This window comes from Niveibacterium sp. 24ML, from assembly GCF_026586805.1.
Taxonomy (GTDB): Bacteria; Pseudomonadota; Gammaproteobacteria; order Burkholderiales; family Rhodocyclaceae; genus Niveibacterium.
Map to the genome: position 1 here is coordinate 1 of NZ_JAPFHA010000006.1, position 12,307 is coordinate 12,307.

Consider the following 12,307-nt stretch of genomic DNA (forward strand, 5'->3'; position numbering starts at 1 on the left):
TAGCGGCGGTGGCGAGGACTGTTTGAGGCCCGCAGGGCCGAGTTCCGCAGCCACCCGATGCTTCGAGCAGCGCAGGGGACCCCTTGCGCTGCAAGGGGCGTTGAAGCGGGGCGACTTTCTTTGGGTACTTTCTTTGTTCGCACAAAGAAAGGAACCCGCCCGCCGGGGCGGGACCCGGCTTGAGTGGGAAGGCCGGCGCAAACCGGCAGCGCAGTTCGCAAGCCCGGTAGCGCGTCCTGTCATTGCGACACGCCATCTCGTAGGCCGCCGCATCGAATTCCCCGTCACCCAACCGCCCGCTGCGCCCGCGCGGGCCGAGGGGAGCCCCGTGCGCTATCGCCCTTCGCCTGCAACGGGGCGCCGTACGCCCCCGCATTTCCCTAGCGCTTCTTAGCCTGCCGCCTCGCGCGGCAGGCCGGCCTTTTCCAGCGCTGCCAGCAGCCGCGCCTGCCAATCGCGGCGATAGAGGCTCACCGCGAGATAGCGCGCCGGTGCGCGAGCGAAAGCCGGGTTGATCGCGAGCGTGCTGTTCAGGCTACGGCGCGCTGCAGCCAGTTCGCCGCACTCGGCGAGGCTGACGGTCAGCACCAGGCCACCCCAGAAGTTGCTTGCCAGCAGGTCTTGCGACACGGCCGCCAAGGCGCCTGCGTAGTCGCCACGGAACCAGGCGAGCAAGGCGAGGCCAACGCCGATCACGGGTGACGCGTCGCTCGGCGATTTGGCGCATTCGGCGAGCAGGGCCTCGGCACGTTCGGCTTCGCCAAGCATGATCAGCTTAACCGCGGCAATCGCCCGCGCGGAGTGCCCGGTCTGGTTCAGGCGCACGCTGCGCTCGATCGCCTGCAGTGCGCGGTCGTTCTGCCCGAGCGCAATGCAGGCATTCGTCAGCGCCGCCAGCGCGTGCTGGCTTTCCGGTTCCAGACGCACCGCCTCGCTGGCGTGTTCCAGCGCCCGCTGCATCGCATCGCGATCCGCTTCGCCGAGCAGGAAGGCGTCGTGCAGGGCTTTGGACAGCGCCGCCCGCGCCGCCGCGAAATCCGGTTGGGCAGCGACCAGCGCCTCAAGCGATTCCCGTGCTTCGCGCTGCCAGGCGGAATCGTTCAGACGCCGCATGTGCTCGGTGTTGAAGCGCGCGACGATCGCCTCGGGCGACGGTGCTTCCGCGCCGTCTGCCGACCCGCCGAGCGAACGGAACATTTCGCCGACATTCGGATCGGCGATGCGGTTGACGATGCGCCGCGCCAGTTCGTCTTCGAGTGCAAACAGATCGATGGCGGCCTCGGTGTAGGTGTCGGCCCACACCTGCAGCCCCCGCAGGCGATCTTCAAGCTGCACGGCGACGCGAAGTCGCTGGCTGTCGCCGCGTACGCTCGCTGTCAGCAAGAAGCGGGCGCTGGCCGCATCTTCGAGATCGGGCGAGAGCACGTACACATCGTCGAGGCGATTCAACAGTGCCGCCAGCTGGTGCGCGAGGCCGCCCGCGAAGTCGTCCGCCCCACTGCCCGACTGCTGGCCGGTACAGCGGATCACCACCGACGCGCGCCCAAGCAGGGGCTGACCATCTTGCGCAGGCACGGTGTCTTCGCTGACAGGCGTTTCGATTGCGCCGCAGAACTGGGGCTGGTAGTTGCCCTTGGCAAGCTCGACCCGCAGCGCATCCTTGCGGCCGGCGGTGAGGTAGTAGTGCTCCAGCGCGCGCCGCAGCTTGCCCATCTCGATCCGCACAATCGGATCGACCAACGGATCGAAGTCGACGCCGCGGCCGAGGAACTCGCAGGCGATGTAGAAGCCCTTCAGGCGCTCACCGCGCCCGGCGAGCGTTTCATTCGTGAGGAACTCAAGCAGGCGGCGGCTGCGTTGTGACGCAACAAAACCCTCGCTGGCAGTAATGGCTGCGACCTGCTGGCGGATCTGCTCGGGCGTGAAATCCATGCGGTCCCCTCGGTGGATCGGGCGAATTCTGCGGCCGATGATGCCCGAACGCCGCGGCGGATCCAGCCGGCTACATCAACAGATCGGGGGGAGGTTTACCGTAAATCACTCTGGCGGCTGCGCCGCGCTGACCAGAATGCACCGCATGCCACCGACTGAAAGACATGCGATGAACGACACCCTTCCCCGCCCCACGCAACTGCTGGTGTTCGCCGGCACCCCTCAACGCCTCGGCGTCAGTGCCGATCAGCTTTCCCTGCTGTACCAGGACAGCGCCGCCTTCCGCACCCTGTGGGATGACTATGTGCTGGCCCAGCTGGGCCTCAAATACTGGACCAGCGACAACAGCGCCAAGGCCGAATCGCGCCGCTTCGAATACCTGCAGACGCTCAGCGAACTCGAATCGGAGATCCACGCGTACCTGCGCGACGAATGGGACATCGCACGCAACAGGTGTTCGGCGCAGCCCGCCGAGATGCCGGCGCAAATCCTCGAAACGCTGCGCACCGAGCATGGGATCACAGGGCCGGCCGTGTATTTCGCGCCACTGCTGCCGCTGGTCGAGATCGCGTGGATGGAGCGCCGCCCCAGCGATCGCGTGATCGAATTCCTTTTCACCAGCGGCGAATACCTCTGCAGGCGCCTGAGCGATCTTGCCAGCGGGCTTGAGGTGCTGCCGACACGCTATCTGCTGGCCTTCACCGGCCGCTTCATGTGCGTAGGCAAACGACCACCGGAACTTGAGCGCCTCGCCAGCCTCGGCCGCGCCTACCTCAAAGGTCACAGCAACCCGCGCTTGGTGCACGGCCGCGAGCGGCTGCTGTGGCGCTGCGCCTACCAGATTGCGCACAGCAATGCGGACCACCGCCCCAACTGGGCGCAGTGGTACCGATTGCTCGACCTGCTCCCCCGCCAAACCAACGGGCACGAATCCGAAGCCCTAGCACGCACCCCGCTTCCTGCACTGCTGGCCGAACTTGAACGCGCCAGCGTCAACGGATGAGCAACGCACAACCCCCTCGATAAGGAAGGACCCCGTCATGCATACCAAAGCCAAGCTCTCGATCATCACCCTGCTGCTGATCTCGACCGCCGCCAGCGCGCAAGCTGCCAGCAGCCAGCCGCCCGCCAAGGGCAGCACCTATCGCGACACCGCCCACATCACCGAGATCCGCATCCTGACCCAGCGGGTCAATCAGCCCCAGCAGATCTGCAACCAGGTGCCGGGCGCGCCCGCGCAGGCCAAAGCGCAGCCCAAGCACCCGTATGGCGGTGCGGTAATCGGCGGTGTCGCTGGCGGCCTGATCGGGCATACGGCGGGTGAGGGCTCGGGCAAGGACGCGGCCACTGCAGGTGGCGCGGTGATCGGCGCGATGGTCGGCGAACACATGCAGAAGCAGGCCGCCGCAGCGCAGGCGCAAGCCCAGGCGCCGACCATGGTGACGCAGTGCTACTACGTCGATAGCTGGGTCGAGCGCCAGAGCGGCGCGATCGTCACCTACACATGGCACGGCCGCACGATGACCGAAACCCTGCCCTATGTGCCGACCTTCCACGCCGGCGACGACGTGCAGCTGAGCGTGACGACCGCGCTCGGCGGCCATGCGTGATGCCGGCGCACTTACCGTAAATCACTGCCGCGTCGTCAGGGGGCTTCGCAGAATGCAGTCCATCAAGTCCGCCGCGGCAGGCGTCGCGGCGCCCCCCAAGGCTCCTGACTTCCAGAAAGGAAATCATCATGAAACGGCAAACCCTCAAGGCAATCCTCTCCGTCATCGCCATGGCCGTCATGGCACACGAAGCGATGGCCGCCACGACGCCCCCCGCGCAAGGCCTCAGCCACTACAGCCGCGTGCAGCTCGACACGGTCGACATCACGGTGCCCGGAAACGGCCGCTGGGACGGCGTCAGCGAAGCGCAGCGCCAGCAGGCCGTGGCGCTGACCCGCGAGAGCTTCGGCCGCGCCACTTCCGGCAACACCATACCGCCCGCGTCGTCGGCAAACGGCACCCTGCACCTGAGCCTGACGGTGGAAGACGTCAGACCCGCCAACACCACCCGCTCGGTGATCAACCACCTTATGCCGATCGGCCTTGCCGCCAACCTGAGCAAGAGCGTCGCGGGCACCGGCGCCTCCCCCAGCATGGGCTCGGTCACGATCGTCGGCGAACTGCGCGACGCACGCAGCGGCGCCCTGGTCGCCTCGTTCCGCTCGCAGGCCAGCCCTGACCCGATGGACCTCGATGCCGTCCTCAGCCAGGACGCCGCGATGAAGGCCGCGATCAAACGCAGTGCCGCGGATTTCAGCAAGGCACTGCGCAAGGCCCGCGAGGGTGAAAACCCCAGCACCGCCGACTGCCGCTTGATGGTGTCGCCCTCCGCTGCCGGCTGAGCCCCGCCGGCCCGTGAAACCCGCTGCGCTTGCGCTGGCACAAACCAGCGCCAGGCAAGCCACGTCAGGCTACACGGCGGTGTGTCACGGCAGCTGAACCTAGTACAAATCACTCAGGGTCTCTCATGAAAGCCACCAACGCATTCCTCTCGGCACTGCTTGCCGCTCCTGTCATCGCCGCCGGGCTCGGCGGCTGCAAGGCGCAGGAAGCCCCCAAGACCGGCACTCCCGAAGTCGTGGTCGAAACAGTCGTCCGACGCAACGTCGCCATCGAAGCCACCTACCCGGCCCAGACGATGGGCTCGCGCGAAGTCGAGGTCCGCCCGCGGCTGACCGGCGTCCTGCTCAAGCGCAGCTATCGCGAGGGCCACACCGTTACCGAAGGGCAGCAGCTCTACCAGATCGACCCGGCGGAATTCAAGACCGCGCTGGACCAGGCCGAATCGCAGTACGCCCAGCAGAAGGCGGTGCTCGACAAGGCAAAACGTGATCTGGCGCGGGTCGAGCCGCTGCTCAAGGAAAAAGCCGTCGCGCAAAAGGACGTGGATGACGCGCGCTCGGCGATGGAGCAAGCGGAGGCAGCCCTGCTCACCGCGCAGGCCAACGTCACCAAAGCGCGCCTGAACCTCGACTACACCCGCGTCGCGTCGCCGGTGTCGGGTATCGCGAGTCTGTCGCTGATGTCCGAAGGTTCGCTGGTGAATGGGCCGAACTCGCTGCTGACCAAGGTCGTGCAGATCGACCCGATGTACGTGATGTTCAGCCTGCCCGAGCGCGAAAAGCTCTACTTCGAGCGCAAGCGCGCGGCCGGCCTGCTCGACCTGCCGCAACGCGCACCGCTCGAAGTGCAGCTGACGCTGGCCGACGGCACGGTGTATCCGGTGGCCGGGCGCCTGAACTTCTCCGACACGCTGATCTCGACCTCGACCGGCACGCTGCAGTTGCGCGCCGAGTTGCCGAACGCCAAGGCGCAGTTGCTGCCGGGCCAGTTCGTGAAGGTCACGCTCAAGGGCATCGAGGCGAAGAACGCGATCGTGATCCCGCAGAAGGCGGTTGGCTCATCGGCGCACGGCCAGTTCGTTTACGTCATCGATGCAAACGGCGTGGCGCACAGCCGCCCGGTCGAAACCGCCGGCACGCAGGGCGATCGCTTCTTCATCAGCAAGGGGCTGGAGGCCGGCGACAAGGTCGTCGTCGAAGGGCTCGCCAAGGTGCGCGCCGACAAACCGGTGAAGCTCGTGTCGGCGGCCACGCCGGCGCCCGTGGCTCAGTGAGGTTGCCGCAATGATTTCTCGAACCTTCATCGACCGGCCGATCCTCGCATCGGTGCTGTCGATCATCATCATGCTGGCTGGCGCGGCGGCGATCTTCAATCTGCCGATCGCCCAGTTCCCGGACATCACGCCGCCGGTTGTCTCGGTCACCGCGCAGTACAACGGCGCCAATGCCGACACCTTGCAGAAGACCGTCGCCGCGCCGATCGAAGACAAGGTCAACGGCGTGGAAAACATGATCTACATGGAATCCACCAGTGCCGCCAACGGCACGATGACCCTGAACGTCTACTTCGACATCGGCACCGACCCCGACCAGGCGACGACCAACGTCAACAACCGGGTGCAGACAGCCCTGCCGGTGCTGCCGGATACCGTGAAGCAGAACGGCGTGATCGTGCAGAAGAAATCCACGAGCATGCTGCAGATCGTCACCCTGTCGTCGCCCGAGGGCAAATACGACACGGTGTTCCTCTCCAACTATGCGTACCTGAACGTGGTCAGCGCGCTCAAACGACTGCCCGGCGTGGGCGACGCTGCCATTCTTGGCGCGCAGGACTACGCCATGCGCGTGTGGCTCAAGCCGGACCGCCTCGCCGAGCTGAAGATGACCACCACCGACGTGGTGCAGGCGATCAAGGAGCAGAACGCGCAATTCGCGGTTGGCAAGATCGGCGACACGCCCAACGATGGCAGCCCGCAGTTCACCTACACGATGAGCACGCAGGGCCGCATGGTCGACCCCGACCAGTTCGAGAACATCATCCTGCGCGCGAATCCGGACGGCTCCAGCATCCGCATCCGCGACGTGGCCCGTGTCGAACTCGGCGCGCGCGACTACTCCTTCGCCGGCACGCTCAACGGCAAGCCGGGGGTGATGGTGGCGACCTACCTGCAGCCCGGCGCCAACGCACTCGACGTGGCGACCAGCGTCAAGACGACGATGGAAGCGCTGGCGAAGAACTTCCCCGAGGGCGTCTCGTACAGCGTGCCCTACGACACCACGCCTTTCGTGAAGGTATCGATCCACGAAGTGGTGAAGACCCTGCTCGAAGCCATCGTGCTGGTGTTCCTCGTCGTCTTCCTGTTCCTGCAGAGCTTCCGCGCCACGCTGATCCCGTGTATCGCAGTGCCGGTGTCGCTCGTGGGCACCTTCGCCGGCATGTACCTGCTCGGCTTCTCGATCAACACGCTGACGCTGTTCGGCCTGGTGCTGGCGATCGGCATCGTAGTGGACGACGCCATCGTGGTGCTGGAGAACGTCGAACGGATCATGCGCGACGAACACCTGCCCCCGCGTGAGGCAACGCTGCGCGCAATGCAGGAAGTCACCGGCCCGGTGGTTGCCATCGTGCTGGTGCTGTGTGCGGTGTTCGTGCCGGTGGGCTTCCTCGGCGGCCTCACCGGTCAGCTCTACAAACAGTTCGCGATCACGATCGCCGTGTCGGTGACGATTTCCGGTTTCGTCGCGCTGACCCTCACCCCCGCGCTGTGCGCCCTGCTGCTCAAACCCGGCCACAAAGAGGCGCCAGCATTCTTCCGCTGGTTCAACCGCGTTTTCGAAAAGGCCACCGAACGCTTCGGCACTGCCGTGGCGGCCATCATCCGCCGCTGGGCGCTGGCGCTGCTGTGCGCGGGCGGCGTGGTGCTGATGCTCGGCGGCCTCGTCAAGGCGGTGCCCACCGCGCTGATCCCGCCGGAAGACCAGGGCTACTACTTCGGCAGCGTGCAACTGCCGGATGCGTCGTCGCTGGCCCGCACCAAGGCGGTGGCGGCAGAAGCCGGCGAGGTCGCCAAGAAGTTCGAAGGCAATCAGGATGTGCTGGTGCTCGGCGGCTACGACATGCTCACCGGCAACCTGAAGACCTCGGCAGCGACCATCTTTTCGGTGATGAAGCCGTGGGAGGAACGCGGCATCGCGCTCAACATCCGCGCCGCGATCTACGACTTCATGGGCGGCAACGCACACAACCGCGAGGCCATGATCTTCGCCTTCAACCCACCGCCGATCCCCGGCCTGGGCACTACCGGCGGCGCCGAGTTCTACATCCAGAACCGTGGCGACGGTGACATCCAGCAGCTCGCCAAGATCACGCAGGACTTCATCACCAAGGCCGGCCAGCAGCCGGAACTCACCGGCGTGACGACGCTGATGCGCGCCAACGTTCCGCAGATCTACGTGGATGTGAATCGCGACCGCGCCAAGGCGCTGGGCGTGCCGATCAACAGCATCTTCGATGCGCTGCAGGCCACCTTCGGCAGCCTCTATGTGAACGACTTCAACAAGTTCGGCCAGACCTACCGCGTGCTGCTGCAGTCCGAAGCCGATGCCCGCATGCGGCCGGAAGACGTGGGCAAGGTGTATGTGCGTTCGAGCGGTGGCCAGATGATCCCGCTGGGTTCGGTGGCCGAGGTACGCCGCATCAGCGGCCCCGAAATCATCAACCGCTTCAACGGTTTCATGGGCGCGAAGATCATGGCCAACCCGGCGACGGGTCACAGCTCGGGCGAGGCGATCGCCGCAATCGAGCGCGTGGCGAAAGACGTGCTGCCCGATGGCTATGCACTCGCCTGGACCGGCACCGCGTTCCAGGAGAAACGCGCCGGCAGCGCCTCGACGCTGGCCTTCGCGTTCGGCCTGATCGTGGTCTTCCTGATCCTCGCCGCGCAGTACGAAAGCTGGAAGCTGCCGCTGGTGGTGGTGACCGCGGTGCCCTTCGCCATCTTCGGCGCCTTCGCCGCAGTGTGGCTGCGCGGCTTGAACTGCGACATCTACTTCCAGATCGGCCTCGTCACGCTGATCGGGCTGGCGGCGAAGAACGCGATCCTGATCGTCGAGTTCGCGCACCAGCTCCACCAGCAGGGCCGCAGCGCACGCGATGCCGCGCTGGAAGCCGCACGCCTGCGCTTCCGCCCGATCGTGATGACCTCGATGGCCTTCATCCTCGGCGTGGTACCGCTGGCGATCAGCTTCGGCGCCGGCGCCAACAGCCAGCACTCGATCGGCACCGGCGTCATCGGCGGCATGCTCGCCGCCACCTTCCTCGCCGTGCTGTTTGTTCCGATGTTCTATTCCCTGGTGTCCGGCAAGGGCGAGGCCAAACAAGCCGCCGCCGCGACGGAGGAGCGTGACCATGCCTAAGACCCCATTCGCCATCCTGCCCCTGGTGCTGATGCTCTCGGCCTGCAACATGGCCCCGGTGTATGTACGGCCCGATGTGGAAGCGCCGCCGCAGTGGGGCCAGGCGGAACCGGCCAGCGCCCGCAGCGAGGCAGCCGTCGCCAGCGAATGGTGGAAGCTCTTCGGCGACGAGGTGCTGAACCAGCTGATCGACACCGCGCTCGCGGAGAACAAGGACATGAAGGTCGCCTACGCCCGCATCGAACAGGCGCGCGCCCAGCTCGGCATCACCGATACGCAGCGCTACCCGCAGATCAGCGGCAACGCCAGCGACCAGCACAGCATGCGCAGCACCGAAGCGGCGCCCAGACTGCCGGGAGATCGCCACAGCGAAGACGCCAAGGCGATGCTGGGTGTGTCCTACGAACTGGATCTGTGGGGCCGCCTGCGCAATGCCAGCGATGCGGCGCGCGAAAAACTGCTGTCCAGCGAATACAGCCAGCAAGCGCTGCGCATCTCGCTCGAATCGCAGGTCGCGACCGCGTACTTCAAGCTGCTCGCGCTCGATCGCCAGCTCGAAATCGCGCGCATCAACCTCGCCACGCAGGAAGAGACGCTGCACATGACGCAGCGGCGCTTCGAAGGCGGTGTCGCGTCGGGCTACGACTATGCGCAAGCGCGCGCCCAGACGCAGCAGACGCGCACCACGATCCCCGATCTGGAACGCCAGATCACGCTGCAACAGAACGCGCTGAGCATCCTGCTCGGGCGCAACCCGGGGCCAATCACGCGTGGCCGCAGCATCGACACCCTGAGCGGCGATTTCGAAGTGCCGGCCGGTCTGCCCTCGCAACTGCTCGAACGCCGCCCGGACATCCTCTCTGCCGAAGCGCAGCTGCGCGCCGCCAACGCCAACATCGGCGCCGCACGCGCCGCATTCTTCCCGAAAATCTCGCTCACCGGCGCCGCCGGCTACGAGAGCAGCGCACTGCACACGCTGGGCGATCCGGGTAGCGCGGTATGGAGCCTGGCGGCGGGCCTCGCCCAGCCGATCTTCACCGGCGGCCAGCTGAAGAACCAGCTACGGCAAGCCGAGGCGAGCGAACGCGAGATGGTGGCGAACTACCAGAAGACCGTTCAGACGGCCTTCCGCGAAACCGAAGACGGGCTCGTCAATCTGCGCAAGACGCGCGAGCAGATCGACGGCAAACGCCAGCGCGCCGCCGCCCTGGCAGAAGCCCAGCACATCTCATTCCTGCGCTATCAGGAAGGCCTCACCAGCTTCATGGACGTGCTCGACGCCGAGCGCAACCAGCTGCAAGCCGAGCTGGACGTGGTCAACCTGCAGAACCAGCAGCTCGCCTACACCGTGAGCCTTTTCGCGGCGCTCGGCGGGGGGTGGGCACAACAGCCTTAGGGCTGCGAGCAGGTGAGCAGGTCGCTCAAGGCCATTCGCCGGCAAGACTCAGCCCGCGGAAAGAATGTTCGCTCTCACCTTGGGCAGTCACACCACGGCGCTGGGAGCGTTAGGGAACGTCGGTTCAACACCCGTTTCAAGAAAGCTGAGTGCTTGCCGCGTGCAATCCCTGAGCCCTGCCCTTGAAGACGCGGTTGAAAGGGTTCAATGAGCCGTGCGCCCAATCCGTGACCCTCCTGCAGGTGGCGGAGCTTGCACACCGAGGTTTCGTCCGGCGCTGTTTCATGGGCCAGGATCCGGTTTGAACGAGGCGGCTCTGACCGGCTGACGAGAAGAGTCGTTCACGACTTGCTCAGTGATTGCCTAAGCCAAGCTCTTGATCTCCGCGTCGGCTTATCAGCAGCGCCGCCATGCCGCCAGAGCGGGCAATGACCTTGGGCACGGCGGGGATGCGATAATCGCCGCCCGCAAACCGGGTCGCCGGAAACGGATTTTCTGGAGAATGATTCGTGAGTGCCTGGAGCTGTCCCCACGATATCGACAACATCTGCCAGCGCGTACAAGGTGCGAGCTGCGAGCCGGGCATGCGCGGCTGCGTGCTGGCCGGGCGGGTGCGCTTTGCGAACGAGCAGATGAACCTGCCGCGCAAGCCGGTTCGCGCCGAAGCCGTGTCAACACCGGACGAGCAAACCGCAAAACCGGCGCGGCGGCGACTGCCCTTCTAGGCCGGCCTGCGCACCGCCCCGCACACCCGCCGCAACAGCCGTGCAAGGCGGGGCTCGCCGATCACTATTCGTCGATCGGCCGATCGACCCGCTCCGCCGATTCCCACAGCGACCAGGCGAAGGAAATGCCGGCAGTGAGGTTGTTGCGCTGGCGCACCAGGGGGCTGTCTTCAAACGCCGAGTCGGCCACCGTGCTGCCGCTCACGAAACTGCCGAACCACGCCCGGCCCATGCGGCGCGACAAGGTCAGCGTGAGCTGCGCACCACCGTAGCCAGACTTGGCCGCATAGGCGGGGCGATCCGGCGTCGCAAATTCGGAAGCGACGTCGTACACATAGGCATGGGCGGCGCGGTCGCCGAAGTACGGCCCGCCGGACACGGCAAAGCGCCAGCCCGGATCGGGCTGGTCGAACAGGTCGAAGGACAGCGTGGGGGTGGTCGACCAGCCGGCGTCTTGCGACGTGCCGATCGCAAGCACCTTGCGGATCGGCAGCCGCGCCATCAGGCGATAGCCGTCCTCCCAACTGCCGGCGATGCGCCACACCAGTTGCGGACCGATCTCGATGGTCGGCTTCAGGTCCGGCATGCCGGCGCGCGCTTCGTTGCTGTTGCTGCGCACCGGCACGCCGGCCGACAGGCTGATGTCCAGCTCCAGCCGGTCGGAATCGAACAGCTTGCCGCGCAGGCCGTCGCGATCGGCGCGAAGGCGGTCGCCGCGGTAGACCACAAAGGGCACCGGCAGCAGGTAGGCGTGCTGTTCATCCGAGCCACGGTAATCGGGCAGCGTCATCGCCCCGGCGCCAAGGCCAAGCTCCCACTTGGGCAGGTCGGCGGCGTGCGCAGGCAGGGCAAAAAGTACGGCGAGCGACGCCCGCAGGGGGAACGATTTCATGCGCGGCGGCTCCGCAAAGGGCGTGATTCTAGGGCCAGTTCGCCGCACCGCGCCGCTCAATCGAGCGCCAGCGCTGCCTCGTCGTGACCGAGCAGTTGCGCGAGGCCCGCGACCACCAACTCGTGATCCGCCCGCTGCGGCAGGCCCGATACCGTAACGGTGCCGATCATTCCGGCGGCCGCAACGCGGATCGGGAAACAGCCGCCGTGCCAGGCATAGTCACGCAGCGGCAGGCCCATCTTTTCATCCAGCCCTTTGCCGTCGCGCCGGCATTCCAGCGATACGGCGTAGGAACTGCGCTGCATCAGCGTGACCACGTTGTGCTTGCGCCGCGCCCAGTCGGCATTGGCCGGCGTGGTGCCAGGCATGGCGTGCAGGAAGACGATGTCCTCGCCACGGCGGATGACGATTGTCACCGCCTGGCCGGCCGCCTTCGCCCGCGCCCTCAGCGCCTCACCCAGGCGCCATGCAATGTCTTCGTCAAAAGCCGTGAAGAGGAGCGCCGCTTCCTGCCGCGCGATCTTTTCCAGTTCGTGTTCGAAATCCATGGTTCA

Annotated in this window: 10 protein-coding genes; 7 read left to right on the plus strand and 3 right to left on the minus strand. The window is 66.2% G+C overall.

What is annotated here, in order from left to right; translation table 11 throughout:
• Window positions 1-390 precede the first annotated feature (390 nt).
• Complete coding sequence (locus OPU71_RS06760) at window positions 391-1,932, minus strand: tetratricopeptide repeat protein (protein ID WP_267726487.1); 1,542 nt, start codon at window positions 1,930-1,932, stop codon at window positions 391-393.
• 169 nt (window positions 1,933-2,101) lie between these two features.
• Between OPU71_RS06760 and OPU71_RS06765 the strand changes: the two genes are divergently transcribed.
• The 7 genes from OPU71_RS06765 (at window position 2,102) to OPU71_RS06795 (ending at window position 10,861) form a co-directional block, all read left to right on the plus strand.
• Complete coding sequence (locus tag OPU71_RS06765) at window positions 2,102-2,935, plus strand: hypothetical protein (protein WP_267726489.1); 834 nt, start codon at window positions 2,102-2,104, stop codon at window positions 2,933-2,935.
• Window positions 2,936-2,972: 37 nt separating this feature from the next.
• A complete protein-coding gene (locus OPU71_RS06770; RefSeq protein ID WP_267726492.1) occupies window positions 2,973-3,542 on the plus strand; it encodes a glycine zipper 2TM domain-containing protein in 570 nt (189 codons plus the stop codon).
• 128 nt (window positions 3,543-3,670) lie between these two features.
• Complete coding sequence (locus OPU71_RS06775; protein ID WP_267726494.1) at window positions 3,671-4,324, plus strand: DUF3313 family protein; 654 nt, start codon at window positions 3,671-3,673, stop codon at window positions 4,322-4,324.
• Between the two features lie 125 nt (window positions 4,325-4,449).
• Window positions 4,450-5,598, plus strand: coding sequence for an efflux RND transporter periplasmic adaptor subunit (locus OPU71_RS06780; RefSeq protein WP_267726496.1), 1,149 nt, complete (start codon window positions 4,450-4,452; stop codon window positions 5,596-5,598).
• Window positions 5,599-5,608: 10 nt separating this feature from the next.
• Complete coding sequence (locus tag OPU71_RS06785) at window positions 5,609-8,740, plus strand: efflux RND transporter permease subunit (protein WP_267726498.1); 3,132 nt, start codon at window positions 5,609-5,611, stop codon at window positions 8,738-8,740.
• Window positions 8,733-10,136: an efflux transporter outer membrane subunit gene (locus OPU71_RS06790; RefSeq protein ID WP_267726500.1), complete on the plus strand. Its 1,404-nt coding sequence runs from the start codon at window positions 8,733-8,735 to the stop codon at window positions 10,134-10,136. Before OPU71_RS06785 ends, OPU71_RS06790 begins: the two co-directional genes overlap by 8 nt.
• A gap of 509 nt (window positions 10,137-10,645) precedes the next feature.
• Window positions 10,646-10,861: a hypothetical protein gene (locus OPU71_RS06795; RefSeq protein ID WP_267726502.1), complete on the plus strand. Its 216-nt coding sequence runs from the start codon at window positions 10,646-10,648 to the stop codon at window positions 10,859-10,861.
• Window positions 10,862-10,925: 64 nt separating this feature from the next.
• Here the strand turns inward: OPU71_RS06795 and OPU71_RS06800 are convergent, their stop codons facing one another.
• Together OPU71_RS06800 and OPU71_RS06805 are read right to left on the minus strand one after the other, a co-directional pair.
• Window positions 10,926-11,753 carry a MipA/OmpV family protein gene (locus OPU71_RS06800; RefSeq protein ID WP_267726504.1) on the minus strand — a complete coding sequence of 276 codons (828 nt, stop codon included), beginning with the start codon at window positions 11,751-11,753 and terminating at the stop codon, window positions 10,926-10,928.
• 56 nt (window positions 11,754-11,809) lie between these two features.
• Window positions 11,810-12,301: a heme-degrading domain-containing protein gene (locus tag OPU71_RS06805; protein WP_267726506.1), complete on the minus strand. Its 492-nt coding sequence runs from the start codon at window positions 12,299-12,301 to the stop codon at window positions 11,810-11,812.
• Between the last annotated feature and the right edge of the window lie 6 nt (window positions 12,302-12,307).

What these genes read in the sequence shown, in the direction of transcription:
- OPU71_RS06760 (WP_267726487.1), bottom strand. Translation starts at nt 1,932, where the DNA reads ATGGATTTCACGCCCGAGCAGATCCGCCAGCAGGTCGCAGCCATTACT.
- OPU71_RS06775 (WP_267726494.1), top strand. Translation starts at nt 3,671, where the DNA reads ATGAAACGGCAAACCCTCAAGGCAATCCTCTCCGTCATCGCCATGGCC.
- OPU71_RS06790 (WP_267726500.1), top strand. Translation starts at nt 8,733, where the DNA reads ATGCCTAAGACCCCATTCGCCATCCTGCCCCTGGTGCTGATGCTCTCG.
- OPU71_RS06780 (WP_267726496.1), top strand. Translation starts at nt 4,450, where the DNA reads ATGAAAGCCACCAACGCATTCCTCTCGGCACTGCTTGCCGCTCCTGTC.
- OPU71_RS06785 (WP_267726498.1), top strand. Translation starts at nt 5,609, where the DNA reads ATGATTTCTCGAACCTTCATCGACCGGCCGATCCTCGCATCGGTGCTG.
- OPU71_RS06805 (WP_267726506.1), bottom strand. Translation starts at nt 12,301, where the DNA reads ATGGATTTCGAACACGAACTGGAAAAGATCGCGCGGCAGGAAGCGGCG.
- OPU71_RS06800 (WP_267726504.1), bottom strand. Translation starts at nt 11,753, where the DNA reads ATGAAATCGTTCCCCCTGCGGGCGTCGCTCGCCGTACTTTTTGCCCTG.
- OPU71_RS06765 (WP_267726489.1), top strand. Translation starts at nt 2,102, where the DNA reads ATGAACGACACCCTTCCCCGCCCCACGCAACTGCTGGTGTTCGCCGGC.
- OPU71_RS06770 (WP_267726492.1), top strand. Translation starts at nt 2,973, where the DNA reads ATGCATACCAAAGCCAAGCTCTCGATCATCACCCTGCTGCTGATCTCG.